The organism is Microbispora oryzae (assembly GCF_017896165.1).
Taxonomy (GTDB): domain Bacteria; phylum Actinomycetota; class Actinomycetes; order Streptosporangiales; family Streptosporangiaceae; genus Microbispora; species Microbispora oryzae.
In genome coordinates, this window is the sequence record NZ_JAFCNB010000028.1 from 35,630 (window position 1) to 59,419 (window position 23,790).

The window sequence follows — 23,790 nt, forward strand, 5'->3', positions numbered from 1 at the left end:
GCGGCAGCACTTATAGCTCGCATTCCCAGGCGTGTAGTGAAGTACTACACCGCGCTAGCTGACACCTGTTGGCGCTGCTCCTATGAAGATTCTCAAGAGGGCAGCGGCGGCGCTTGGGAGATCAGTGACAGGCCTGAGATCAGAGGTAGCATTCCAATCTGGTTGTCTGACCGCATGGAAGATGCGGCAGATTTGCTAGTCGAAGGAATGTGGTCACCTCTACGAGTACGCATTACCATGCGCCGGAAATTGAAGAGACTACAAGCAGCCATCGAAGCAGGATTAGTTGAACAATCGTACGACCCTTTTGGCAATCTCACGAGTGAAGCACCCGTGAGGAACCGCTGGAGGTTCGAGCCCATCAGGAAGCTAGCACCGCATATCCGCTGGCCCGGCGAAGATGAGGCCAAACAAGAGAAAAACGAAAGGCGAACCATCCGTCTAAGGAAAAATAGACGCCGCTCCGTACCGCCTCGCGACCCAGAGATGAGAGAAAGGCCCGAGCTCGAAGAAGCTCGCATGCCTCGACACTAACAGGAAGAGCAACTATGGCCTGGAACGACATACCCGCAAAAGACGACCCGAACTTAACATTTCAAGCATACTACGTGCGCCTTAATGTCCTAGGCAGTTTGCTCGGCCGGTTCAGCGTGGGCTTACTCGGCACCCTGTGGGACGTCGGCGAAAACCGGCCACTAAGTGGGCTGTATCGGAGCGCACTGATAGGTGATCTAATTGCTGATCTGATACGTGGTTTACAGCTAGATGAGGTAACGACCTTCAACCCCAGAGTTGGCGACTGGTTCGTTCACTCTGGCGATACTAGGTACGTAGACGAGCAGACCGCAGAAATCCTGCTAAGAGACGGTACGAGAATCACAGGCACCGTGAGATCAGATTGCAGGATTACAAATACCGCATCAAGTAACATGAGAGGGATAGATGATGCGTCCTTAGTGGTTGGTCGCTTAATCTCTCCCACCAGGTTCGACCTGGTGGCGGCAGGCTATCGTGACCCACTCGCTTCTTTAGGTCGGGATGCACGCGGAAACCTGCAAAGAAACCTCCTTGCCCTTAACTCGCGCAGAACTGAGTACCTCCCCACGATACGGTACGAAGGTCTTTCTAACGAGATGGTGTTGATGGCCGCGGTCCGTGATACCGCAGAACGTTTCGCCATCGCTGTTCGAGATCAAGGCACGTGGAAGCTTCTCTACGATGCCAATGACGAGCCTGAGCACGAAACGCGTCATCAAGAAGTCTTTAGACTATTCGCCAGCCTCACTTTTGAGGCACTTCGCATCCAAGTTCACCCTGGAGCCAACCACGGCAATGGCCCAACAGACCTAACTCTCACCCTGAATGACTCCGTGTGCGTGATTGAGTTCAAAAAGGATCGAGAACCAAAGAAGCTTCGGCATGGCCTCACAAACCAATTGCCACTGTACATGCAAGCCGCTGGCGCCAACTGGGGATACTACATAGCTATGTGCCATGAGAGGGAACCCAGTGAGATTGAAGCCGAACTAGCGGCATTGGCTCAAATTGGACCCGAAGCGATCGACGTCATAGCGATCGATTGTCGGCGCAAAAAGTCAGCCTCGAAGGCCGGCCTGTGAACATCATCGGAGGAGTCTTATGCAAGGTCAAAGTGCACTACTCTGGATCGCTTTCAACCCTCCAGAGCTCGACGACATATATCTGGATGACGAATACACGGAGCACCCCAAAGTCCATGAACTACTTGAGGAGATCGCGGCCCTAATCAAAAAGCGCGGTTGGGTAGTCGGAGACTACGGAACTAGCTACTACGAGGATCGGCCACCCTCGTATTTGTGGGACGAAGAATGACTTGCAAGATACGAACTGACCCAGGTTCAGAGTAGGTCCGCCATATTGGTCACGACGTAATCAGCACCCGCCGCTTCGAGCCGAGACACCTTTCCGGGCCGATTCGCGTACCCGATCGCGACAACTCCCGTGACCTGGCATACCTCCATGTCCGTCTCGGAGTCTCCCACGAGCACGGTTGCCGGTGGATTGCCATTAAGCCATTCGAGCGCTCGCCGTACTAGATGCGGATGCGGCTTCATAAGGTCTGGGTCTGGATCGACGCGTGCTGACACGTAGTCGATCGCGACTGCGAGACCAACCCGTTGTAGGTATGCCGTAACCGCGGCTGACGAGTTGTTACTGACCACGGCTACGGCCTTGCCGAGCCTCTTCGACTCGTAGATGAGCTCGGCGGCCCCCGGAGTCGGCCGCGCCGTCTCTGTCGCCTCAACTTCAAGTTCCGTGAGCGCGTCCAGCGTGGCGCGGCTCACTTCCGCCCCAAGTTGCCCGCTGAATCGGAAGACCGCCAGCGGATCGTCAAGCACCTCGACTGCTGGCGGGATCTCGACGCCACGCGCAGCAAGGAAGGTGCGCAGTGACGCGGCGACCTGGGGCGCCGGCAGGCCAGCGAAGATGTCACAAATTGGGCCGTCGAAGTCGAGAAGGACGCATTCAGCTTTCCGCATCACGTCCTGTAGGGCGGTTCCCATGAGCGCCGTCACGCGAACTCTCGCCCGACCGTGCTCCACACGCTGTCGAACCACGCGCGGGCTTGTTTGACGAACTGGCCGGACGCAGAGTCCTCCCCGTCGCTCAGGGCGAAGTGGAACAGCTCCGCATCCTTGCCCATCAAGTCATACATGGCCTGCGGCTCCCCGCCGAGAGCAACGGTGTGCTCGGTGACTGGATAGAAGCCGAAGAACGCTTCTTCGCCGTTGATCACGTAGAGCTTGGATCGCGGCGGTTCGCCACAGACACGCACCTCGGCAGACGCCGCTGCGACGAGACCGAGATCCTTCAATTCCTGTACGGAATCCACGATGGCGTGAGCGTGGCGTGAAGTGATCCGCTCCGCACGCTTACGGAAAAGCGGCTCATCTTCAAGGGTGTCGACTCGGCACGGCAGAGACCACGCACGTGACGTATCCGGGATCAGGATGCGGATGCTGATGCTCTCAGGAACCAGCTTGCCGGCGCGGATGCTGTCAAGCGGCTCTTGGATCGCCCCGTGCAGGGTCTCGCCAGAGAAGCCCGCGAACTCTATCGAGACCTCGGGGCGCTTGAATGCCTGTTCGATGTGTGGACGCAGGCCGACAGGACGCGCGGTCCGTTCGCGAACAAACACTCCGCTCCCCTGTCTGGAGACCACCAAGCCCTCATCCCGGAGTTCACGGATGGCCTGTTGAACGGTCATGCGGGCCACGCCGAAGCGCTTGGCGAGCTCAGGGCCGGACGGAAGCTTGTCGCCCGGAGCGAACTTTCGCGTGAGGATGGCGGCCCTCAACTGGTGGGCTACCTGCATGTAGGGCGGACGCGGGTCATCCGGGTCAAGTTCCATACCCGCCAGCCTAGTGCCGCTTGACCAACTTTCCTAGGCAGCCTGCGCATGCCTCTTGACATGACTAGGCAAGCCAGTCAGCATGGTGCTTGCCCAGCCTGCTTAGGCAGGTTAGGCAACCTGCACAGCCGGAAGACCTGGGAAGGCGGCTATAGGCCGCGCGCCGACGGGCTGAGCACTCGCCACTTCATAACTTCATTCGGGCTACCGCCTCCCACCGAAAAAGGCGGCTCGCGCAGGCAGTGACGCTGCGCACGTGACAGGTGATGGGCATGGCCCATCTCTTTCGATCATCGCCAGAGGGGCGGCCCCTATCCGCCAAGACACAGGCCGCCCCTCGCTCCCCCTTACAAGAAGGAGAGGTCTCATCATGACCTACGGCTCTCACCAGCGCCGGACCCGACGCGGCACCGCGCCTAGTGACACTGTGAGCGCGCTGTTCGGCGAGAAGGAGGAGTCGGCGGCGTTGCTGGCCGTTCTTCTCGACGCCGGACCGGTGTGCACGACCGCCGACGCCGATCTGTTCACCAGCCCCGACATTGACGAGGAGCCGGACTCGGAGCGGGGGTCGCGCGAGGCCAAGGCCAAGGCGATTTGCGCCATGTGCCCGGCGCGGCTGGCCTGTCTGAACTACGCGCTGGCGGCGCGCCCGCGTGACGGCGTGTGGGGCGGCTACGCCGCGCAGGAGATCACCGCGGCCCGGCTGGGCCTGTCCGCGCCGCTGCCCGAGGCGGCCTGACATGAGCCGCATCCGTGCTGCGTTCTGGGACCCTGCCGGCCAGCGGTACGGCATCCCTACCTTCCCCTGGCGGATGGCGCCGCCTCATCTCCTCACGCTCCGGCAGCTTGCCGCGATGGGGCTTCGTCCCGGCGGGCAGGGCGTACAGGCTCAGGTGTTATGGCGCTCGCGCCGCTATGGCGCCCGCGGCGGGGTGCGCGCCGCTTACCTGTATGACGTGCGGTTCGCGTTGCCGAAGCGGACGCCGTCCCCGCGGCAGCGTGACGCGCTGGCGAAGGCGAACGCCGCCCGCCGCACCTGTCCCGACTGCGGCAGGGATGCCGGGTACGTGCTTCCGCGCCACCTGGGCACGTGCCTGGACTGCGCCGAGGCTGCGGGGGTGGCCGCGTGACCGCCTCCACCTACCAGAGCCCCCCGCCTCTGAACCGAGCACATGCCGCGGCCGAGCTGGCGGGGTTGCAGCGCACCAGCCGCACCGTTCACCGCGCGGTGTGGGGGGTCGCGGTCGGCGTGATGGTCTACGGCGCCGGCAACGTGACCGGTCTTCTCCTGGCGCACGGCGTTCATCCGGCGATTGCGTGGATGCTGTCGCCGATGGTGGACCTGGGGCTGATCGTGGCCTTGGTCGGTGGTTCGGCGCTGGACCGCTACGGGGTGCGCGCCGGCTGGCTGACCATGCTGCGTTGGACCGCCGGGTTGATGACGTGGAGCTTGAACGCCGCCGGCCCCGCTCTGGCCCCGAAGGGGGTGGATGCGGTCGGGGTGCTGATTCACTCCTGCGGCCCGGTGCTGCTGCTGTTTGTCGCCGAGGCCGCCGCCTCGGTACAGCGCGGTATCGCCGTCGCGGAAGCCCGGCTGCGCGCCGAGATGGACGCCGCCGCACCCGCAACGCCGCCCGCCCCGCCGACGCCTGCCCCGGCCGCGGCGCCCGAGGAGCCCGCGCCCGCGACGGCGCCGGCCAAGCCGCGGACGAGCAAGAGCGCCGCGACCTCCAACCGGCCGCGCCGTACGGCGGCCCGGCCGGCGGATGTGGATGAGTTGATGCCGCTGGGGTGGCGCATCGCCGCTGACCACGAAGCCCGCGGCATCCCGTTGACCCGTGACCGGCTCCGCGACGCCGTACGGCAGACCGGTCAGTCGATCTCGACCGACCGCGCCGGGGTGCTGCTGGCCCGGCTGCGTACCGAGGCGCCCGCCGACCCCGCCGACCACCCCACCCTGATCCCCGAGCAGATCACGCAAGGAGGTGACCACTGATGACCGACGACACCACCACCGTGGACGAGCAGCCCCCGCCGGCGGAGACCACCGTGCCGCTTCCCGCGGTCCCCGCCGCCCCGCCCCCGGCCGTCGAAGGTGACCCACCACCGGCCGGTGACGTCCCGCAGGCCGAGGCGCCCGATCCCGAGGAACCCGCCAGCCACGAGCGGGGCATCCCCGCCGGGCATCTCGCAGTCGGCGGGCTGTCGGCAACCGCCGCGGTGCTGGCGAGCTTGTATCAGCTTGCCGGGCCGTGGGGGCTGGCCGCCGGCGGCGCCGCTGCGGGGGGCGGGGCGCTGGTCTACATCCGCCGGCGCCGCATGGGGCGCGCCGATGCCCACCCCTACGGCGCGATGGAGCGGCGGCGCCGCGGTTCGGTCTCGACCGCATCCGGCCGTACCGGTCGCGAAGGCGGGCGGACCGGTGGACGAATCAACGGGCGGACCGCGCACCGGTCCGAAGGGATCGGACGCCGACCGCACCGCGCCGAGCGGACCGCCCGTTGGGGTGGCCGGACCGCCGCCCCGCACGAGTCCCGCGAGCGGGCGAGGACCAGCGGGCGCCGCGGATGGTGGGGGCGCTCGCCCCGCTCCGCCGAGGACGGGACCGGCCACCGAACGACCCGCAAGGGCGCTTTCGGGCGGTTCCGCCGACGCGATCCACGCAGGCGGACCACCGGCACCGGCACCAAGACCGGCACCACGACGACGAAGGCGGGGAGCACCATGCGAGCGACCCGAAACGGCACCAAGACCGCCGCCACGACGACGAAGGCGGGCACGTCACCACGCTCAACCCGCACCCGCACCCGCACCCGCACCCGCGGGCAGACGACCCCCGCGGCGGGTACCGAGCAGACCCCGCGGCAGGCCCCGCGCCGGGGCGGGCGCGCCTTCGCCCGGACCGGTCGGCGCCTGCGCAACGCCGGTCACGCCGCCCGCCGCACGGTGGGCCGGTCCGCCCGCCGGGCGGGTATCTGGGCCGACCGCCGGACCGGCCGCCGGGTCTCGACCGCATGGAAGGCCGCGCGCACCGCCCGCGGTTTCCGCCAAGCCCGGCGGGCGGCGCTGACCGCCCGGAAGGGGGCGCGGCGCTGGGATGCCGAGATCACCGCCGCGGCGGTCGCGCTGGTGGCCTGGCTGACTTCATGGTGGCGCCGCCTCACGACACGCGCGGCCACCACCGCCCCGGCTGCCGACGAGCAAACCACCGCCGCCAAGGACGACAACGGCGGGGAGTCGGACCTCACTGGGACCGCCCGGTGTCCCCGATGTGGCGTCTGGCACACCGTGACCATCCCCGCCTCCGAAGAGGAGGTCACCGTCACGTGCGCGTGCGGTCTTCGCATCCGGTTCTTCCGGGCGGTGCCGGATGTCCCTCCCGACGAGTCCACCGACACCACCACGGACGACCCCGCCAGCACGAACGGCGCCACCCCTGGTGGTGCCGCCTCGACCACACCCACCACCACCCGCACCTACCGCAGGAGAACACCGACCATGAGCAGTTTCCCGCTGGCGGCCACCGCCGCCGAGATGAACGCCGCCGCCGCCAGCTACGCCCCGACCGACATGTGGGTGGTCGCCCGCGAGCTCGACCAGCTTCCCGAGGTCCCCGCCTACGTGGCGCTCGCGGTGCGCACCTACACCACCCGCCTTCAGTCCGAATACCCCATCGACCCCGCGGTGGTGGAGGCCATCCACCGCTTCTATCAGGCACAGGCCCAGCTCGTGGCCCTGGCTGAGGAGATCGGCCCGCTGTTCCGCCGCGTCCACGCCGACGACCTGCGCCGCGAGGAGGCCCCGCGCACCAACGAACCACTGTGGAACGTCTGAGCTGCCCCCGACCCGGCATATGCGAGGAGTGAAAGGAGAGATCCCAGGTGGGCACCACCACGACCGCCAAGCCGCGCGCCGACTGGTCCCTTGCCCCGCGCGGCCCCGTCAGCGCCACCGCGCAGGGGACCCTTGCCCTGGCGGCGCTCGCCACGGTCGGCGACGTGACCGCCCTCGACCCGATCTGGGGCGGCGCCGTCACCGCCGCCGGCCTGCTGGGCACGGTCGTGGTGGGCGCCCACCGCAACACCACACCCAGCGGAATCGTCTACCGGATGGCCTGCTGGATCGGCGGGGGCGGCTGGCTGACCTGGACACTGGCAACCACGCCGTGGACCCTCAACACCTTCGCCGCCCTCGGTATCGGGGCGCTGACCGCGGGGATTCTCGCCCCGCTCGGCAGCGCCACCCCCCGCACCAACCGGGCCGGTAAGGCGCTGGTGTTGCGGCAGTCGGCCCGCATCGGCGCCGAATGGGAAGCCCGGCTGCTGCGGGTCTGCCGCATCCGCGCCACCGTGACCGACGTGATTACCTGGCCCACCGGCACCGGCTATGACGTGCTGGTGGACCTGCCCGGCGGTGGCATCACCCGCAAGCAACTGGAAAGCTTCGCCGAAGCCCTGGCGACCGATGCCCGCCTGCCCGAAGGGTGCGGGGTGGAAATCTGCGGCGGGGTGCACCGCGGCGCGGTCGTGCTGCGCGTATCCACCGTCAACCGGCTGGCCCAGACCATCACCTATCCGGCCGATTACTCCCCGGCCAGCGTGCTTGAGCCGATCTGCTGGGGTGAGCACACCAACGCCGATCCCGCCGGGGCGCTGGTGCGGGAAGAGTCGGTCCTGATCGCCGGGAAGCGGGGAAGCGGCAAGACCACCCTGTTGCAAGACATCTCCGTCGCCCTGGGCCGCTGCACCGACAACCTGGTCTGGCATCTCGACCTGAACGGGGGCGGGCTGACCCAACCGTGGATCGATGTGTGGTTGGACGGGCGCGTGCAGCGCTGCCCGATCGACTGGGCCGCCCCGAACCTGCGGGAAGGCAAGCGCATGATCACCGCAGGGATTGCCATCGCCAAGCACCGCAAGGCCAGCTATCGGCGGCTCAAGCGCGCCCACAACACCAACCTGTTGCCGGTCAGTCCCGACCTACCGCAGATCACCATCATCGTGGACGAAGGCGCCCAAGCGGTCAAAGACCGCGAGCTAGAAGCGCTGCTCAGCGAGCTACAGAACATCGGCCGCAACGAGGCCGTCAACCTCATCATCTCCGCCCTGCGCCCGACCTCGGATCTGGTGCCGGTCAACATGCGCAAACAGACCGGCGTACGGATTCAGATGCACGGCCCGGATGAGGAAGAGCTGGGCCACATGTTCGGCTGGAAGAGCGGCGTGTCCATGGACCAGCTCGCCGGCAAGGGAACCGGGTTCGTCAGCCTCGACGGCGCCACCCCGCGCCCCTTCCGCGCCTACAACGTGCTGCCCGCGCAGATCGAACAGGCCGCGCTCGTCATCGCCACCACCCGACCGAACCTCGACCCCGCATCCGCCGACGCCGCCGGCGAATCGTACGCCAGTCGCTACCAGCGGATGGCCGCCGCCTTCGCCGACCTCGACGCCGACGACACCACCGAGGAGGCCACCACCTACCCCTACGCCCTCGACCACCCGCCCACCTCGCCCCCGGTCCCCGCGGCGCCGGCGCGCCGGTTGACCGTCCTGAACGGCGGCGCGGACTCCTGGGCCGACCCCTTCACCCTGGCCCGCACCACCACCCCGCCCCCGGCGGGATCGGCCGCCGACTGGCCCGACCCCCGCACACGGCTCCGCCCGGCAGACCAGCTCGCCCCCGCGCCCACCAACGCCGGGGCGCCCGTGCCGGCGAGGCCCGCGGCGCCAACGCCGGGGTGGCCGCTTCCGGAGATCCTTCGCCGCGCGCTGCACGCCTTCGCCGACGCCAACGACGACCGTATGCACAGCGCCACCCTCGCCGATGCTCTCGGCATCACCCCGACCGAGTTGGCCGCGCTGCTGCGCCCGCTGGGCGTGACCACCCTCCCGAGGGCGTTCATCCGGAACGGTCGCGAGGCCCGCGGCTACGCCCGAGAGGACCTGACAGCGGCTGCGCAGCGTATCCACCGCGGCGAGATCACCGTCCCCGGCGAGATCGCCAAGTGGCCGGCCGCCTGACCGTTGCCCCGGACATCCGGGCCGAACGTTCGGCCCGGACACTCTCACTCCCCGGACATCCGCCCCGGACACCCATCTGATCAGCGCAAACGGCCCGTCCGTCCGGGTGTCCGGGAGGTCTGGGACCCCCTCCACGCCCCGCCAGCACCGCGGTACCCCCCACCTCCTGACACACCTCGGACACCCGGACACCCGGACACCCAACGTCGACACCCCCGCACCACTCGCCCCGCCGTCACACGCCGACCGTCACCGAGCGTGACCAAAGCCCCTCTTAAGTCGCCCCTCTGTTCCGCCCCCATCACCGCCGAAGGTTGTGGTTCGCCATGCCGAAAATCGCCTGCCTCGCCCTCGCCCTCGCTCTGGCCGGCGCCGCGCTCAACCCCGCCCTCCTGTTCGCCCTGCCCGTCCTGACCTCCGCCGCCCTGATCGCCTACCGCCGCCGCCTCGCCCAGCGCCCCTACGCCACGTGCCGCCCCTGCAAGGGCACCGGCTACCGCCTCAGCCGCGTGTTCGCCAGCTCCACCGGCTACTGCCCCGACTGCCTCAGCACCGGCCGCCGCCTTCGCCCCGGCGCCCGCCTGCTCAACGTCCGCTGATCACCCGCCACCCCTGCAAACCCTGAAAGGAAGACCGCCCATGTCCGGCGAGACCACGATCACGATCACCGGCAACCTGACCAACGACCCCGAAATCCGCTACACCAACACCGGCACCGCCGTGGCCGGCTTCACCATCGCGACCAGTTCCCGTACCTACAACAAGCAGCTTGAGCAGTGGGAGGACGGCGAGGCGCTGTTCATGCGCTGCTCGGCATGGCGCGACCTGGCAGAGCACGTGTGTGAGTCGTTGACCCGCGGAACCCGCGTCATCGCCACCGGCCGACTGCGAATGCGCACCTACCAGACCAGCGAGGGCGACAACCGCACCGTCATCGAGATGACCGTGGACGAGATCGGCCCGTCCCTGCGCTTCGCAACCGCCAAGGTGACCAAGACCGCCCGCACCCGCGGCAACAGCGCCGGCGGCCCCGAGCGCGACCCCTGGCACACCACCGCGCCCGCGGGGGCGCCCGCCGGCGGCACGTCGGGCGGCTGGTCCGACGACGAGCCGCCGTTCTAACCCGAGGGCTGGCCGATGGACCCCGAGGGCATCGTGACCTACCGCGGGCGGCGCTACCGGATGTGGAACGGCCGACTGCTGCTCGATTGGGCCAAGACCACCGCCCGGCCCGTCCTGCGTCACCGAACCGGCTGCGTCCTGTGCTGCGACGTGCGCGTGACCGCCGGCCCCGGTTCGCCGCCCCGGCACCCGCCCGGCTGTACCAACTGCGTGGCCTACCGCGGCCCGCGCCCCGACCCGTGCCGCTACTGCGGCACCACCGCCCACTTCCGCGACGACGACGGCCAACCCGTGCACAAGGTCTGCCTCGAACAGGCCATCACCGCCGCCGTACTCGCCGACGCCGCCACCGGCGACAGGGACCACCTTGCCGCCTGACCACCCCGCCACCCCCACTTGGTGGCCCTACCAGCCGCCGCGCCAAGGCCACCAAGTGGGGGACGGCCCGTCCCACCCTCGACCCCCGCCCCGTCACCGCTCGACCACACGAAAGGAGCACCCTGTGAGCCGTGACCTGATCGCCGCGGCGCTCAACTGCGCCGCCCGCGGCTGGCACGTCTTCCCCATCACCCCCCGCGGCAAGTACCCGCTACGAGGCTTCACCGCCTGGGAACAGCACGCCACCACCAACCCCGACGTGATCGCCCGGTTCTGGGAGCGGCGGCCCTGCAACATCGGCGTCGCCTGCGGCCCCTCCCGTCTCGTGGTCGTAGACCTGGACCTGCCCAAGCCCGGTGAGCACCCGCCCGCCGACGCCGCCGAACGTGGCCTGACCACCGGTGAGGACGTGTTCCGCCATCTGTGCGAGCGGCACGGCCAGCCCTACCCCGCCGACACCTTCACCGTGACCACGCGCCGCGACGGCAGGCACCTGTACTTCACCGCCCCACCCGGCGTGACCCTGGGCAACACCAGCGGCGAGAAGGGCAACGGGCTGGGCCGGCTGATCGACACCCGCGGGCGCGGCGGCTACGTCGTCGGCCCCGGCAGCTTCGTTTCCCTGCCGGACGGCACCGGCACCTACACCATCACCAACCCGACCCCGCCCGCGCCGCTGCCCGCCTGGCTCGCCTCACTGCTCGCCACGCCACCGACCACGGCGGCCCCACCGGCGAGCACACGCCCCCGCCTGGCCGACCTCGACCATGCCCGGCTGTCCCGCTACGGACGCGCCGCCCTGACCGGCGAAGTCGAACGCGTCGCCGGCGCACCCGTAGGAGGGCGCAACCGCGCGCTCAACCTCGCCGCGTGGAAGCTCGGCAAGCTCATCGCCCGCGGCGTACTCCCGCGCGAGCTGGTTGAACACGCCCTGACCGACGCTGCCGAGGCTGCCAACGCCCACGGCGACCCCAACAGCCCCCGCGAGATCGCCGCTGTCATCGCCGCCGGACTCACCGCCGGCATGCGCACCTGACCACGCTGCACCCCGCCCCCTCACGCATGTCACCACTTGGAGGGAGACCGACCTTGACCCGCCCCGCTCAACCAGCACGCAACGGCGCGGCGCTGCTCGATCAGTTGCGCGCCGCCCTGGTCCGCTACGTGATCCTGCCGACGCCCGAGGCGGCCGATGCCGTCGCGCTGTGGATCGCCGCCACCCACGCCCAACCCGCATGGGCGCACGCCCCCCGCCTGGTCATCCGTGCCCCGGAAAAGCGGTGCGGCAAGTCCCGACTCTTGGACGTGGTGGAAGCCACCTGCCACGAGCCGTTCATCACCGTCAACTCCTCACCCGCCGCGGTCTACCGCTCCATCACCGACGACCCGCCGACGCTGCTCGTGGACGAGGCCGACACCATCTTCGGCCCCAAGGCCGACGCCAACGAAGACCTTCGCGGGCTGCTGAACGCCGGTCACCAGCGGAACCGCCCGGCCAAGCGCTACGACGCCGCGGCCAACCGGGTTGAGTCCATCCCCACCTTCGCGATGGCCGCGCTCGCCGGTATCGGCGCGATGCCCGACACGATCGAAGACCGCGCCGTCGTCATCCGGATGCGCCGGCGCGGCCCCGGTGAGACGGTCGCCCCCTACCGGCACAAGCGCGACCGCCCCCCGCTGCGCGCGCTCGCCGGCGACCTCGCGCTGTGGTTGCGCGCTGACCTGCCCACCCTGGAGACAGCCGAACCCGCCATGCCGTTGGAAGACCGCGCCGCCGACACCTGGGAACCCCTCGTGGCCGTCGCCGACCACGCCGGCGCCCACTGGCCCGACCGCGCCCGCGTCGCCGCTCTGGCCCTGACCGCCGAAGCCGACGACAACGACCAAACCTCCACCCGTGTCCGGCTGCTGGCCGATTGCCGTACCGCCTTCGGCACCGACACGGCCCTGCCGACCGCCGTACTGCTCGAACGGCTCAAGGCCGACCCCGAAAGCGGCTGGGCCGACTTCGGCCCTACCGGTCTGACCCCGATGAAGCTCGGCACGATCCTGCGCGAATATGACATCCGCCCGGCCACGATCCGCTTCCCGCACGGGCAGGCCAAGGGCTACCACCGCAGCGACTTCGCCGACGCCTAGCAGCGCTACTGCCCCACCCCCGACCCCGCGCCCGAGACCCCCGCCGGCGGCGCCGCGCGGGCGGATGTTGTCCCGTTGGCGAGGGGAAGCCGTACCAGCCGTACCAGCCTCAATTCCGCAGGTCACAGCGGTACGGCTTGAAACCCTGGTACGGCTCAAGCCGTACCACCAAACAAGCCGTACCAGCCCTGACCAGCAAAAACGAGGCTGGTACGGCTGGTACGGCTCACCCCCTCAAACCCGTCACCTACCCCTCCCTCATGACGCCGGAAGGACCGGTAAGGCCATGACCACACCCCGCGACAAGCTCACTCTCGCCGAGGTCTGCGCCGAACTGCGGATCTCCCGATCGACCTTCTACGACTGGCGCGCCAAAGGCCGCGCCCCGAGGTGCATCAAGCTCCCCAACGGCGACCTGCGCATCCGCCGTGCCGACCTTGACCGCTGGCTCGCCGCACTGGAGGACGCCGCCTGATGAGCAACACGACGTTCAATGTCCGCGTCTACAAGATTGAAAAGCGCAAGAACGCCAAGGGAACAGTCACCTCATACCGCGTCCTGTGGCAAACCGCCGGGCTCATGTGGAAGAGACCGTTCCCGAAGGAAGCTCAAGCCGACGCCTTCCGAAGCAAGTTGGTCACCGCTGCGAGGAGCGGCGAGCCCTTCAGCCTTGCCACCGGCGAGCCCGCTTCCTGGGCACGGGCCGACCGGCCCGACATGAGCTGGTACAGCTTCGCCTGCAAGTTCGTGGACATGAAATGGACCGACGCATCTGCCAAGCATCGCGCCGGCATCGCGTACGCGCTCACGATGGCTACATTCGGCATGCTCGACTCCGCCGCCTGCCCGTACGACTCGAAGGAGGTCCGCACAGCACTTCGACGCTGGGGATTCAACACTAAAGAGCGTCCGAACTGCCCAGAGAGACCACGCGAAATCCTCGAATGGGTCGAGCGGAACTCCCTACAAGTGTCGGCGCTCTCGGCTGCTGCAACCGCGCGGGCGCTGCTCAATGCCGCAACAATCCGCTTGGACGGCAAGCGCGTAGCCGCCAGCTCGAACAGGCGACATCGGGTCATCCTGTCCAATGCCCTGGCCTACGCGGTGGAAGTTGGGTTGCTCGATAAAAACCCGATTCCGGATCTCAAGTGGACGGTCACCAAGACGACGTTTCAGGTTGACCGCCGCTCCGTGGTCAACCCTGACCAGGCGCGCGCCCTTCTCGCCGCCGTGGCAAGCCAGAAGCCGAGTGGCGCCTTGCTCATGCCATTCTTCGCCGTGCTCTACTTCACGGGACTGCGCCCCGAAGAAGCCGTCAATCTGCGGGAGAAGGACTTGACCCTTCCCGATGCCGCCGACACCTGGGGAGAGCTGTACCTGACCGGCGCCACACCCGAGGTTGGCAAAGAGTGGACGGACACCGGGGAACAGCGTGACACGCGCGGTCTCAAGCACCGCGCCGAGGGCGAGACGCGCTCGGTTCCATGTCCACCCGAGTTGGTGACCATCCTGCGGAGGCACCTCAAAGACCACGGCACCGGCCCCGGCGGGCGCGTCTTCCATGGTGCGCACGGTGGGGTGCTTGCGAAGAGTACGGTTCTCCGGATCTGGAGGAAGGCCCGAAAGAAGGCACTGACTCCCGAGGAGTACGCCTCACCGCTCGCACGACGCCCCTACGATCTTCGGCACGCCTGCCTCTCTACTTGGCTCAACGCAGGCGTCTCGCCAAAGCAGGTATCCGAGTGGGCCGGCAACAGCGTGGAGGTTCTCCACCGGACCTACGAGAAGTGCCTCGTGGGTCATGACGAAATCGCCATGCGCCGAATCAGCGAGGTTCTACGTCCGTCCTCGCCGGAAGACATTGAGAGGGATTGACCGGAGACCCGAAGGCAGCCGGGCACCGCCGACCGAGAAAACGAAAAGCCCGGGTCATCGCCTGACGACCCGGGCTCAGCCCGAACTGCCACATAGACCGAGCGGCTTTCTTGCAGGCTGGAGCCGAACATCGATGTGCTATCGATAGCAAGCACGCTCTTTCGGCAGTCCATGTCGAGCGTGTCCTAATCACTCAAGAGCATAGACACTGCCACTTGCAGGGCGGGATCATCCTCTGGCCCCATCCATTGAGCCAACCCAATCTTGATGGCCTGGATAGCGGCATAGTCGTAAGCCGCCGCACTAAACCCACTTCTCGAAATTATCAGGAATGCTACCGGTCGAGGAAAAAGTTCCCTAGCAGGATTGTAAAGCGCTACCGTTCGCGCTATAAGTGCCTGATCGACAGGTTTTTTGAGTGCCTTGATCTCGACGAGGACGATTCTTCTTTCGGTTGCGAAAATTGCATCCACACCAGGAGCGTCATTTGAGAGAAACGCTCGCGCCTCGTACATCCTACCCAAATCGGACATACGCTGGAGGGCAGACAGCACTTCTCGTTCGTACTTAAGCGGCCCAAGAGCATAGATATAGCCCTGATCCAAGGACTGACCAAAGGCCTCGGAGATACTTACTTTAAGCGCTGTGCGGCCACTTGTGTCTGCTTCGACTAGGCTACGCAGGTTCTGGATACTTGGATCGTCGTCGCTAATGAGTCTGATTCTACTGAGCGGCAAATCCAAGCCAAGGCTCATCAACTCTTTCTGGATCAGTCGATATGCAGCCGTCCTGGAGGTGCGATTGCTCATTGGCATCGCAATAGCTAGCTGCCACTCATCAGAATCGTGGGGTGAAATCCAAAGCGCTGCGGTTACCGAGAAATGGTCATCGATCAGCGCTTGGATTAGACGCGCACCCTCGTGGATGTCGCGCTTCACCAATGCTTTCTCACCCATTGAAGGACTCCGTGCGTGCGCTGATTGATCGCCTTATATAGATCCTTAGCTTCAGCCTCGGTCCATTCATTATACCTGCTGCTTTCATTCCAGTCTTTCACGGTCGCCCAGTTGACAGCAAAGGCCGGATCACTCGCCTCAAGTGCCTGACGTTGTCCATTAAGCTCCGCCAGCCTCACGAGTTTCTCAAGATCATGTACATGACTGTCTTTGACTAGATCCTTGTCGGGCATGCGATAACGCCCGAAATTGCGAGTTATGCACGCCTTTAGCCCACACTCGACGGCGTAGCCAGCAAGGTAGTACGCACCCGACCATTCCTTGGCTTCAAGCAGTACGCGCGCCTCGCGCATACGCATGCGCGTGAGAACGCGGAAGTCGGCTGCGGAGGACAGGGGGACCCCCAAGGCTCTGTGGTGGTTGTTCGGGGTAGCGGCTTCACGGTGACCATGCGAGTGGTGTGTCCTATTGGATCACATTACCTACAGTCTGTTCTTCAGGGCACGGGAGCTCATGCCCCCTCGCGGCCCCGCGGCTCGGAGCGCGAGAACGGCGCTCACAGCCCGCGCGCAGGAAACGGCAACAGTACGCCGTGGGTCATGACGAGATCCGCCATGCGTCGGATCAGCGAAGTCCTACGCGCTTCCCCCGCGGGAAGGCATTGGGAAGGATCACCCGTAGACAACGGCTGACGGCCGGACACAGCCGGACACAGCCAACTGATCCAGAACGTGAGAAAGCCCAGGTCATCGACTGATGATCTGGGCTTCCGTGTTGCGCGGCCGAGAGGACTCGAACCCCTAACCTTCTGATCCGTAGTCAGATGCTCTATCCATTGAGCTACGGCCGCCTGCCGCCTGTCGCACCTGAGGTGCTTGGCAACGGGTGTAACTCTACCAGACCCCCTACCCCGGTCCGCGCCAATAACTTGCCCGCCGGGAGGCCGAGCCGTCACGAGCTGTGGACCTTCTTGGGCCACAATGGTGATCGAACGTGATGGTTACATCTCCGTACGTAGCCTTCGGATGTCAGCACACGCGACCCGCTCCTGGTATTCCTGAACTGCGCCCGGGGGGTGCGCGACCAGCACCTCGCGGTGGAGGGCACGTGGACGAGCCGCCAGGTCCACAGGGCAAGCGTTACCGGCTGCGCGGCCTCATTGTGGTCACGCTGGTCGGCCTTGCGTCGTGGGCCGTCCTGATCTGGCTGATCGTCAAGTTTGTGCTCTGAGCATCCACGTCATCCACCGCCCTTGATGCTCTTGAGGATCTCCAGGTGTCGCTGGACGACCGGCTTGGCGCCCTTCGCTAGCTCCTTCACCTGCTGGGAAGAACCGTCCGACACCTCCTGCTTGCCGGCGGCGAGGTCGCCGCGGTGATCGGCGATCTCTGCGGAGACCCACTTCTTGTCGAAGGCGGTGCCCGCCTTCGCGGCGAACGCGTCCAGCTGGGCCTGCTGCTTCTTGGTCGGCTTGTCCGGCAGGGCGACGCCCAACTTGTCCGCCACACGCATGACGTCCTTGTCGAGCTTGCCGTGGTCACGGACGAGGGTCGTCCCGGCGTCCCGGATCGCCTGCGTCGTCCCCTGCTTCTCCGCGAGCCGACCCGCCTGGATCTCGGCCAGATTGCCCTGATGCGCGTCGACCAGGAAGGTCCGGTCCTGCTCGTTCAGAACCGGCGACGCGGACGGCGATTCGGCCGCCGAAGCGGCGAGGGCCACGGCACCGCCTGCGACGGGCGTCGCGGCCATGAGGGCGAGCAGGACGAAGAGTCGTCTGACCATGGGAACCCCCGGATGTCGTCCGGACAGCCGAGCCCGCTTCGCGGTCCCCGGCCTATCCGCTCCGCTCTTTCGCCCGATTCATACCCATTCGTCCGAAACAGTCCAACGCGCGCCTCCCGAGGAGCAGGAACGAGGGCAGTGATTCGGAGCCGAGCCGTACCGCAACGGCCGGTGGTTACGAAGGATCCTCGGCGTCCTTCGCTCGGGGCGGCAGTTGGGGCGCGGACGCCCGGACGGCGCCGATCAACTGCTGGACGGAGGGATTCACCATGGCCGCCCCCGCCACGGTCACCGTCGGGACCGTCTCGTTCCCATCGGCTACGGAACGGACGAACGCCGCCGCCTCCGGATCCCGCCAGATGTTGATCTCACGGTACTCCAGCGGGGTGAAGCGCAGGCGGAACCGGAGCCGCATGCAGAATCGGCAGCCGGGCCGCCAGTACAGCACAACGCCCTGATGATCGGCCTCCCCGAACGTGGTGCCGTGGCCACGCCGGGGCAGGTTCGCGACGATCATCCATGCCAGGTAACCGATGACAAATGAGATCGCCACGGCGGTGACCACACCCGAGACCACAGACACACAGAGAACCTACCCAATGACCGTGAAACACGGCCCGGTCAACACTCACCCGTTATCGGGCAGGGACGCCTGGCCGAGAGAGCGGCTGTCGTAGGCGTCGCGGGCGGCGGCGACCTGTTCGATATGCATCTCGGCCCAGTCCTTGATGGCCCGCATCACGGGCAGCAGGCTTCCCCCCAGCGGGGTGAGGGCGTAATCGACCCGTACCGGGACCGAGGGCGTGACGGAGCGACAGACCAGGCCATCGCGTTCCAGGGCACGCAGGGTCTGCGTGAGCATCTTCTGGCTGACACCGGCGATCTTACGAGACAGGCCGCTGTAGCGCTGCGGCCCGTCGGCGAGGGCGTTGAGCAGGAGACTCACCCATTTGTCGCTGATCCTGTCGAGAAGTTGACGCGTCGGGCAGGTCGCGAGGTACGCGTCATAGGCCATGCCTGCCTGCTCTCGCCGCTGAGAGGCGGTGTGAGGGGTCATCACGCTCCCGTCCGTACGATACGCACCTTGCTGTATGCACTTTCCGACAGAGAGTAACTCTCCATATGGTTGTGCTCAAGCCCGCAAACACGTGGAATGACGGGGAGATTTAATACGCGCAGTCATCGTCCGTACCTCCGGCTCGCCGAACGCCGCCTTCCTGTCCAAGCTGGTCGGTCTGGTTGAAGCGGGCGCCCTCTCCCTGCGTGGCCGAGACGATGCCGCTCGACCACGTCGCCGCCGCACACCGACGCCTGGCCAGAGGCGGCCTCCGTGGTCGCCTCGTCCTCACGCTTTGAGATCTACCTGTGCGACCGGGCCTCGGAAGAGTCGGTAGCCGAACGCCGCGTACCAGGCGTAGTGCCGCGCGTTCCGGCTCCCATCAGCACCCCTGCGGCGTCGATGAGCAGTCCACCGGTGCCGTTCCCGAGTGCGCTGATCGCCTGGTGCACTGGCGAATAGCCGGGCCTGAGCATGCCTGCCACTGTGAACACCACGACCGACAGGACCGGCCCGATCACACCGGTCAACGACAGTCGGCACATCGTGACGCGCCCGTGCGCCGAAGCACTGTCATAGGTCATGACCCCAGGGTCCGGGCACGACGCGCGCCGCACATCCGGCGCGGGGCGATGCCCCCAATACGCCCGTCGGCGTACCCTCGGTCTTCAGCAGCGCACCCACCCGCCTGCCCGACGACCTGTCGGCCGGCGGTGGGCCGGGCCGACGCCGGCAGAGGACATATCGGACTCTTGGGCTCGGGTCCATGGCGGATAGCGTCTGACGGTGCACACCTCGACCGCACTGGAGGCTCTTTCCCGGCGCCCGCTGTCCTTCCTGCGGTCAGGCTGGCCGTGGCGGTCGCTGCTCTATCTGCTGTCAAGCCTCATACCCGGCACCACCGTTGTCGCCGCGGTGGTGGCGATCTCGTTACTGCAGCTCCTCCCTCTGATGGTCTTGGCGGGGCTCGCCGTCGCGGTTCTGCTGGTGCCGCTCGTTGCGAAGTTCGAGCGGTGGCGGCTTCAGCTGGTCGACCTTGCGCCGCTCCCCCCGTGGCGCTCCCAGCGGTCGCGAGAGGCGGTGCTGGGCCTGGTCTCCCTGCTCTTGCTCTGGTGGATCGACCTGGTGGTGGCCTGCGTCACCGTGGCGGGTCCCGCCGTACTGATCCTGTCGCCCGTCCTGCAACCCACCGATGAGGACTGGGCTCCAGCCGCGGCCTGGACGGCGTCGGCGGCAGGGCTCATCCTGCTTCCGGTGGCCGCCTACGTTGTCACCGCGTGGGCGGGGGCGCGTCAGGCCGTGGCCAGGGCGCTGCTCGCTCCAACCGAGCTGGCCGAGGCGCTCCGCTCGCGTGCCCGGCTGGTGAACGCCTTCGAGACGGAACGCCGCAGGATCGAGCGCGATCTGCACGACGGCGCGCAGCAACGGCTCGTCTCGTTGAGCATGCGGCTCGGCCTCGCCCGGCTCGACCTTCCCCAGGACTCGCCGGCCGCAGAGCAACTCGCCCAGGCCCACGAGGAGGCCCAACGGGCCCTGGCCGAGTTGCGGGAGCTGATCCGCGGCGTACACCCGCAGGTGCTCACCGACCGGGGCCTCGCCGCCGCCGTACGAGGCGCCGCCACGCGTTCACCGATCCCCGTCGACATGGACCTCCGCCTATCGCAGCGACTGCCCGACGCCGTCGAGGCGACGGCCTATTTCGTCGCGGCCGAGGCGTTGGCGAACGTCGCCAAACACAGTCGGGCGAACCGGGCGCGGATCCGTGGTCGTCTGGTCGGCGACGTGCTTGTCGTGGAGATCTGGGACGACGGGGTCGGCGGCGCCGATCCGGCAGGCGGCACCGGTATGGCGGGGCTGGCCGACAGGGTCGCGGCAGTCGGCGGCAGACTGTCGCTGTCCAGCCCGGCGGGCGGGCCGACGTCGATGACTGTGGAGATCCCGTGCGCGTAGTGATCGCCGAAGATGCCGTGCTCCTCCGTGAGGGTCTGGCGGGGCTGCTCGAACGCTTCGGGCATACGGTCGTCGCTTCCGTTGGAGACGCCGCCGCACTGATCACCGCGGTTGATGAGCATTCGCCCGACGTCGTGGTGGTCGATGTGCGCATGCCGCCGGGCTTCACCGACGAAGGGCTGCGGGCCGCGCTGGCGTTGCGCGCGACACAGCCGGATCTGGCCGTGCTGGTGCTCAGCCAGTACGTCGAGCAGACCTATGCGGCCGAACTGCTCGCCTCCGGCCGCGGCGCCGGTGTCGGCTATCTGCTGAAGGAGCGGATCGGGCAGGTCACAGAGTTCGTCGACGCGCTCGTCCAGGTCGCGGATGGTGGCACGGTCGTCGACCCCGAGGTGGTACGGCAACTGCTGGGCATGAGACGCGACCCGCTGGAGCGCCTCACGCGGAGGGAGCGGGAAGTGCTCGCCCTGATCGCCGAAGGGCGGTCCAACGCCTCGATAGCGCAGGCCCTCTTCGTCACCGATGCCGCGGTGGCCAAGCACATCGCCAGTATCTTCGCCAAGCTCGATCTGCCGCCCACCGCCGACGGCCACCGCCGTGTGCTCGCCGTCCTGGCCTACCTGCAGGCCGAGCCGGGGTAGTACCAGGACTACCCGAAGGCTCGTCCGGGCGCCAATGTGCGACGAGGGCGGCACGGCTTGGATCGACGACATGGCAACCCCCTCGTTCGAGTTCCCCGGCCGCTGGGTCGAAGGTTCAGGGCTTCTGCTCGGACCGGTTCTGATGCTCACCGGAGTCCTGCTCCGCGCCGACGTAGACGGCTTCTTTCCTTCACAGCTCGCCGCGTTCGCTGTCAGTCCGGGCCGGATGAGCCTGTCGTACAGTGCGTTCGCAGCCGGGAACGTCCTGCTCTGGCCCGCGGTCATCGCCCTGGTCAGGCGTGTGTGGGTGGCCCGGCCGCGCTGGGCACTGTGGGGCGGCACGCTGGTCATGTTCGGCCTGTTCGCGCGCGCGTTCCACGCCGGGATCAACCATCTCGCCTTCCAGCTCGTCCGCGTCCAGAGTCTGGAAGCGGCGCAGAAGGCGATCGCGGACTCCTACGGCGCTTTCCATGTGTTCCACACGCTGTCGTTCGCGATCTTCTTTGGCTGGATCGTGCTGGCTGTCGGGGCGTGGCGGGCGGGCGTGCTGGGCATCGCCAGATCCGTGGCCCTGGCATCGATGAGCGCGCTGCCGATCGGCGTGCTCAAGGGCACGGGGCCGATGTCCGTTGTCGCCGCTGTCGGCCTGTGCCTGGCATTGGTGCCGCTGGGCGTGCGTGTTCTGACGGACGGCCCGGCGCCGCGATGGTGGGCCTACCCGCTGGCGCTCGGCCTGGCCGCTGCGGCGATACTCATCGGTATGGCCGGTTAGGACGGCAGTAGCGGTGCGCGGGCCATACCGGAGCTGAACGGCCCCGCCGCAGGCGTCAGGAGCGGTCTTCGCGTATCTGCATGGCCAGTTTGGTGATGTCCACTGCCTGGCTGGTGTTCACGCGGTAGACGGGGCCGAGAGCGAGTGGCTCTGCTCGGAGTGCCCATTCGTCCCACTGCTGATCCTCTACATGGGAGGCGTAGTGGATGGGGTGCCGGTCGGCGGATCGTTTTTCGCTTCGCTGACGCGCGAGCGATACGGGGACGTCACACCACACCTCGTGGACATTGGAGACTCGTGCACGCTCCAGGCCGGCGATGACAATCGGTCTCAGGTTCGCCAGCCATGGGCTTTCAAGCACTGCACCATACGACGCATCGGCGAGTAGCGCCCATAGGGTTTCCCCTGCTGCCGCGCCGAGTCGCTGGCTCCATTGACGGCCGGTCACGCCGGGCGGCGCTTCGATGCCCAGTGTGTCGGCGAGGGATTCCTTGATGCGGTCCTTGCTGAAGAGAGGCAGGCCGAGAGTCTGGGCGAGGGCCTTGGCGAGGGTGGTCTTCCCCGAGCCGGGCAGGCCGTTCACGAGCACGACGGGCATGCCGGGATGGTAGGTCATTGACCGATGGGGACGTCGCGTCCCGGGCTGCCGGCGGTCGAGACCGGCCCTGGGCCCACAAGGTCACCGGGAACGTCGCCACGCTCGTGGACGCGTGCGAGGGAAGATCAAAAAGCCCCTCTCGCTGAAGCCAGCGAAAGGGGCTTTGAACTGCGGAGGCTCGGGGATTTGAACCCCGGATGGGCTTAAGACCCAAACCGCATTAGCAGCTCGGCTCTCGGCCGTCCCGATCCGTTCCACCTGGACCAACGTGCGCGGCCGGTCCATCTGGGACGGCATTGGACGGCGCTGGATTGCAACTAGAACTGCAACTACGGAGCAGCTACCACGGGCGGCATGACCTCAATGAGCGTGCCGTTCCGCAGGGTGACCGCCGCGTGGTCATCCCTTCCTTGATCTCCCATAGCCGGGAAACCCGCCTGTCCGTATGATCGTCCAATGTCTGATGGAAAGTGCACCCACTGCGGACACCAGGGCCTGGAGCCGGGCTTTCTAGCCGACCAACAACAGCCCGGCTTCGGCGTCTGGGTGGAAGGTGAACTGGAACGGGGAATATTCGGCGGAGCCAAGCTGCTGGGCCGCCCCAAATGGCTGATAGACGCCCATCGCTGCCCGCAGTGCTATCACTTAGAGCTCTTCGCCAGCCGCCAGCCGTAACCCGTAGTGGACGCGGCAAATCGGTTAGTAGCCCAGAAAGATCAAGCCAGGGCGGGAAGCGGTCCCCGGCCTGGCCTTCTTCACTGGAGCAGGTGACGAAAGAACCCGCGCTGTCAGCTTGGGAATCGCATGGATCACGCCTCGTAGGGCGGCTGACCTGGGCGTCGGGCCGGTCATGAGTGACCGTGATTGACCCCTCGTCACCCTGCTCAATGGCACGCTAATGGCACGGCGATCAGCCCGTGACCTGGTCTTGCCCCGCGCGGCGCGCACGCCCTGCCTGCCTGATCATCCCGTCGCCGTCGACGAGCAATCGTCAATACCTGTGGATCGGGATCTTTTAAGCGGCTATCGACGGGTCCTCGATAGCCGGTGATTCCTCGGGCCGCTCGACGAGCTTGCCGTTGATGAAGGTCGCCCCGGCGCGGACCAGG

27 protein-coding genes and 1 tRNA gene are annotated in these 23,790 nt (G+C 67.1%); 18 read left to right on the plus strand and 10 right to left on the minus strand.

The window, feature by feature from the left end; translation table 11 throughout:
• The first annotated feature begins 548 nt into the window (after window positions 1-548).
• Entirely contained in the window at window positions 549-1,619 is a 1,071-nt protein-coding gene (locus tag JOL79_RS30905; RefSeq protein ID WP_210159464.1) for a DUF8371 domain-containing protein, read from the plus strand.
• 258 nt (window positions 1,620-1,877) lie between these two features.
• Here the strand turns inward: JOL79_RS30905 and JOL79_RS30910 are convergent, their stop codons facing one another.
• A complete protein-coding gene (locus JOL79_RS30910; RefSeq protein ID WP_210159465.1) occupies window positions 1,878-2,555 on the minus strand; it encodes an HAD family hydrolase in 678 nt (225 codons plus the stop codon).
• Window positions 2,552-3,391 (minus strand): GntR family transcriptional regulator, encoded by an 840-nt coding sequence (locus JOL79_RS30915; RefSeq protein WP_210159466.1) that lies wholly within the window; start codon window positions 3,389-3,391, stop codon window positions 2,552-2,554. The genes JOL79_RS30910 and JOL79_RS30915 overlap by 4 nt, the downstream gene beginning before the upstream one ends.
• Window positions 3,392-3,761: 370 nt before the next feature.
• On the opposite strand from JOL79_RS30915, the gene JOL79_RS30920 reads away from it, so the two are divergent.
• The 12 genes from JOL79_RS30920 to JOL79_RS30975 all read left to right on the plus strand — a co-directional run bounded on the left by JOL79_RS30920 (window position 3,762) and on the right by JOL79_RS30975 (window position 14,925).
• Window positions 3,762-4,130 (plus strand): WhiB family transcriptional regulator, encoded by a 369-nt coding sequence (locus JOL79_RS30920; protein ID WP_210159467.1) that lies wholly within the window; start codon window positions 3,762-3,764, stop codon window positions 4,128-4,130.
• A 1-nt stretch (window position 4,131) separates the two neighbouring features.
• On the plus strand, window positions 4,132-4,521 hold the full coding sequence (locus JOL79_RS30925) for an RRQRL motif-containing zinc-binding protein (protein ID WP_210159468.1): 390 nt from the start codon (window positions 4,132-4,134) through the stop codon (window positions 4,519-4,521).
• Window positions 4,518-5,387 (plus strand): hypothetical protein, encoded by an 870-nt coding sequence (locus tag JOL79_RS30930; protein ID WP_210159469.1) that lies wholly within the window; start codon window positions 4,518-4,520, stop codon window positions 5,385-5,387. The genes JOL79_RS30925 and JOL79_RS30930 overlap by 4 nt, the downstream gene beginning before the upstream one ends.
• Entirely contained in the window at window positions 5,387-7,225 is a 1,839-nt protein-coding gene (locus tag JOL79_RS30935; protein WP_210159470.1) for a hypothetical protein, read from the plus strand. Before JOL79_RS30930 ends, JOL79_RS30935 begins: the two co-directional genes overlap by 1 nt.
• A 47-nt stretch (window positions 7,226-7,272) precedes the next feature.
• Window positions 7,273-9,411 (plus strand): hypothetical protein, encoded by a 2,139-nt coding sequence (locus JOL79_RS30940; RefSeq protein WP_210159471.1) that lies wholly within the window; start codon window positions 7,273-7,275, stop codon window positions 9,409-9,411.
• A 326-nt stretch (window positions 9,412-9,737) separates the two neighbouring features.
• Window positions 9,738-10,010, plus strand: a complete 273-nt coding sequence (locus JOL79_RS30945) for a hypothetical protein (protein ID WP_210159472.1) — start codon at window positions 9,738-9,740, stop codon at window positions 10,008-10,010.
• A gap of 40 nt (window positions 10,011-10,050) precedes the next feature.
• Window positions 10,051-10,533, plus strand: coding sequence for a single-stranded DNA-binding protein (locus tag JOL79_RS30950; protein WP_210159473.1), 483 nt, complete (start codon window positions 10,051-10,053; stop codon window positions 10,531-10,533).
• Window positions 10,534-10,548: 15 nt separating this feature from the next.
• Window positions 10,549-10,911 carry a hypothetical protein gene (locus JOL79_RS30955; RefSeq protein ID WP_210159474.1) on the plus strand — a complete coding sequence of 121 codons (363 nt, stop codon included), beginning with the start codon at window positions 10,549-10,551 and terminating at the stop codon, window positions 10,909-10,911.
• Window positions 10,912-11,035: 124 nt separating this feature from the next.
• On the plus strand, window positions 11,036-11,947 hold the full coding sequence (locus JOL79_RS30960) for a bifunctional DNA primase/polymerase (RefSeq protein WP_210159475.1): 912 nt from the start codon (window positions 11,036-11,038) through the stop codon (window positions 11,945-11,947).
• 53 nt (window positions 11,948-12,000) lie between these two features.
• Window positions 12,001-13,050, plus strand: a complete 1,050-nt coding sequence (locus JOL79_RS30965) for a DUF3631 domain-containing protein (RefSeq protein ID WP_230985785.1) — start codon at window positions 12,001-12,003, stop codon at window positions 13,048-13,050.
• Between the two features lie 286 nt (window positions 13,051-13,336).
• On the plus strand, window positions 13,337-13,525 hold the full coding sequence (locus tag JOL79_RS30970; protein WP_210159477.1) for a helix-turn-helix transcriptional regulator: 189 nt from the start codon (window positions 13,337-13,339) through the stop codon (window positions 13,523-13,525).
• Window positions 13,525-14,925 carry a tyrosine-type recombinase/integrase gene (locus JOL79_RS30975; RefSeq protein ID WP_210159478.1) on the plus strand — a complete coding sequence of 467 codons (1,401 nt, stop codon included), beginning with the start codon at window positions 13,525-13,527 and terminating at the stop codon, window positions 14,923-14,925. Before JOL79_RS30970 ends, JOL79_RS30975 begins: the two co-directional genes overlap by 1 nt.
• Window positions 14,926-15,110: 185 nt before the next feature.
• Here the strand turns inward: JOL79_RS30975 and JOL79_RS30980 are convergent, their stop codons facing one another.
• From JOL79_RS30980 to JOL79_RS30990, 3 genes are all read right to left on the minus strand, one after another.
• Window positions 15,111-15,881, minus strand: coding sequence for a hypothetical protein (locus JOL79_RS30980; RefSeq protein ID WP_210159479.1), 771 nt, complete (start codon window positions 15,879-15,881; stop codon window positions 15,111-15,113).
• Complete coding sequence (locus JOL79_RS30985; RefSeq protein WP_210159480.1) at window positions 15,860-16,240, minus strand: HEPN domain-containing protein; 381 nt, start codon at window positions 16,238-16,240, stop codon at window positions 15,860-15,862. The genes JOL79_RS30980 and JOL79_RS30985 overlap by 22 nt, the downstream gene beginning before the upstream one ends.
• A 418-nt stretch (window positions 16,241-16,658) precedes the next feature.
• Window positions 16,659-16,731: transfer RNA gene (locus JOL79_RS30990), tRNA-Arg, on the minus strand.
• 257 nt (window positions 16,732-16,988) lie between these two features.
• Here JOL79_RS30990 and JOL79_RS35240 point away from each other — a divergent pair.
• Window positions 16,989-17,111, plus strand: coding sequence for a hypothetical protein (locus JOL79_RS35240; RefSeq protein WP_269143974.1), 123 nt, complete (start codon window positions 16,989-16,991; stop codon window positions 17,109-17,111).
• A gap of 9 nt (window positions 17,112-17,120) precedes the next feature.
• Here the strand turns inward: JOL79_RS35240 and JOL79_RS30995 are convergent, their stop codons facing one another.
• The 4 genes from JOL79_RS30995 to JOL79_RS31010 all read right to left on the minus strand — a co-directional run bounded on the left by JOL79_RS30995 (window position 17,121) and on the right by JOL79_RS31010 (window position 19,304).
• Complete coding sequence (locus JOL79_RS30995; RefSeq protein WP_210159481.1) at window positions 17,121-17,663, minus strand: DUF4142 domain-containing protein; 543 nt, start codon at window positions 17,661-17,663, stop codon at window positions 17,121-17,123.
• A 175-nt stretch (window positions 17,664-17,838) separates the two neighbouring features.
• Window positions 17,839-18,246, minus strand: a complete 408-nt coding sequence (locus tag JOL79_RS31000) for a glutaredoxin domain-containing protein (protein WP_307848824.1) — start codon at window positions 18,244-18,246, stop codon at window positions 17,839-17,841.
• A 45-nt stretch (window positions 18,247-18,291) separates the two neighbouring features.
• Complete coding sequence (locus JOL79_RS31005) at window positions 18,292-18,678, minus strand: winged helix-turn-helix transcriptional regulator (RefSeq protein ID WP_307848825.1); 387 nt, start codon at window positions 18,676-18,678, stop codon at window positions 18,292-18,294.
• 344 nt (window positions 18,679-19,022) lie between these two features.
• Window positions 19,023-19,304 carry a DUF998 domain-containing protein gene (locus tag JOL79_RS31010; protein ID WP_210159483.1) on the minus strand — a complete coding sequence of 94 codons (282 nt, stop codon included), beginning with the start codon at window positions 19,302-19,304 and terminating at the stop codon, window positions 19,023-19,025.
• Between the two features lie 202 nt (window positions 19,305-19,506).
• On the opposite strand from JOL79_RS31010, the gene JOL79_RS31015 reads away from it, so the two are divergent.
• Genes JOL79_RS31015 through JOL79_RS31025 form a run of 3 tightly spaced genes read left to right on the plus strand, consistent with a single transcriptional unit; the run spans window position 19,507 to window position 22,083 of the window.
• Window positions 19,507-20,670 (plus strand): sensor histidine kinase, encoded by a 1,164-nt coding sequence (locus JOL79_RS31015; RefSeq protein ID WP_210159484.1) that lies wholly within the window; start codon window positions 19,507-19,509, stop codon window positions 20,668-20,670.
• Window positions 20,661-21,311, plus strand: a complete 651-nt coding sequence (locus JOL79_RS31020) for a response regulator (protein WP_210159485.1) — start codon at window positions 20,661-20,663, stop codon at window positions 21,309-21,311. The genes JOL79_RS31015 and JOL79_RS31020 overlap by 10 nt, the downstream gene beginning before the upstream one ends.
• 34 nt (window positions 21,312-21,345) lie before the next feature.
• Window positions 21,346-22,083, plus strand: a complete 738-nt coding sequence (locus tag JOL79_RS31025; protein WP_210159486.1) for a hypothetical protein — start codon at window positions 21,346-21,348, stop codon at window positions 22,081-22,083.
• A 55-nt stretch (window positions 22,084-22,138) separates the two neighbouring features.
• Here the strand turns inward: JOL79_RS31025 and JOL79_RS31030 are convergent, their stop codons facing one another.
• A complete protein-coding gene (locus JOL79_RS31030; protein WP_210159487.1) occupies window positions 22,139-22,681 on the minus strand; it encodes a P-loop nucleotide/nucleoside kinase family protein in 543 nt (180 codons plus the stop codon).
• Between the two features lie 456 nt (window positions 22,682-23,137).
• Between JOL79_RS31030 and JOL79_RS31035 the strand changes: the two genes are divergently transcribed.
• Complete coding sequence (locus JOL79_RS31035) at window positions 23,138-23,356, plus strand: hypothetical protein (protein WP_210159488.1); 219 nt, start codon at window positions 23,138-23,140, stop codon at window positions 23,354-23,356.
• Window positions 23,357-23,790: the final 434 nt, after the last annotated feature.

Excerpts from the sequence above, each read along its gene's own strand:
- JOL79_RS30950 (WP_210159473.1), top strand. The coding sequence starts at position 10,051 with ATGTCCGGCGAGACCACGATCACGATCACCGGCAACCTGACCAACGAC.
- JOL79_RS30905 (WP_210159464.1), top strand. The coding sequence starts at position 549 with ATGGCCTGGAACGACATACCCGCAAAAGACGACCCGAACTTAACATTT.
- JOL79_RS30980 (WP_210159479.1), bottom strand. The coding sequence starts at position 15,881 with ATGGGTGAGAAAGCATTGGTGAAGCGCGACATCCACGAGGGTGCGCGT.
- JOL79_RS31010 (WP_210159483.1), bottom strand. The coding sequence starts at position 19,304 with ATGACCTATGACAGTGCTTCGGCGCACGGGCGCGTCACGATGTGCCGA.
- JOL79_RS31035 (WP_210159488.1), top strand. The coding sequence starts at position 23,138 with ATGTCTGATGGAAAGTGCACCCACTGCGGACACCAGGGCCTGGAGCCG.
- JOL79_RS31030 (WP_210159487.1), bottom strand. The coding sequence starts at position 22,681 with ATGCCCGTCGTGCTCGTGAACGGCCTGCCCGGCTCGGGGAAGACCACC.
- JOL79_RS30915 (WP_210159466.1), bottom strand. The coding sequence starts at position 3,391 with ATGGAACTTGACCCGGATGACCCGCGTCCGCCCTACATGCAGGTAGCC.
- JOL79_RS30925 (WP_210159468.1), top strand. The coding sequence starts at position 4,132 with ATGAGCCGCATCCGTGCTGCGTTCTGGGACCCTGCCGGCCAGCGGTAC.
- JOL79_RS30920 (WP_210159467.1), top strand. The coding sequence starts at position 3,762 with ATGACCTACGGCTCTCACCAGCGCCGGACCCGACGCGGCACCGCGCCT.
- JOL79_RS30945 (WP_210159472.1), top strand. The coding sequence starts at position 9,738 with ATGCCGAAAATCGCCTGCCTCGCCCTCGCCCTCGCTCTGGCCGGCGCC.
- JOL79_RS31025 (WP_210159486.1), top strand. The coding sequence starts at position 21,346 with ATGTGCGACGAGGGCGGCACGGCTTGGATCGACGACATGGCAACCCCC.
- JOL79_RS30955 (WP_210159474.1), top strand. The coding sequence starts at position 10,549 with ATGGACCCCGAGGGCATCGTGACCTACCGCGGGCGGCGCTACCGGATG.
- JOL79_RS30985 (WP_210159480.1), bottom strand. The coding sequence starts at position 16,240 with ATGCGTATGCGCGAGGCGCGCGTACTGCTTGAAGCCAAGGAATGGTCG.
- JOL79_RS30975 (WP_210159478.1), top strand. The coding sequence starts at position 13,525 with ATGAGCAACACGACGTTCAATGTCCGCGTCTACAAGATTGAAAAGCGC.
- JOL79_RS31005 (WP_307848825.1), bottom strand. The coding sequence starts at position 18,678 with ATGGCCTATGACGCGTACCTCGCGACCTGCCCGACGCGTCAACTTCTC.
- JOL79_RS30970 (WP_210159477.1), top strand. The coding sequence starts at position 13,337 with ATGACCACACCCCGCGACAAGCTCACTCTCGCCGAGGTCTGCGCCGAA.
- JOL79_RS30935 (WP_210159470.1), top strand. The coding sequence starts at position 5,387 with ATGACCGACGACACCACCACCGTGGACGAGCAGCCCCCGCCGGCGGAG.
- JOL79_RS30995 (WP_210159481.1), bottom strand. The coding sequence starts at position 17,663 with ATGGTCAGACGACTCTTCGTCCTGCTCGCCCTCATGGCCGCGACGCCC.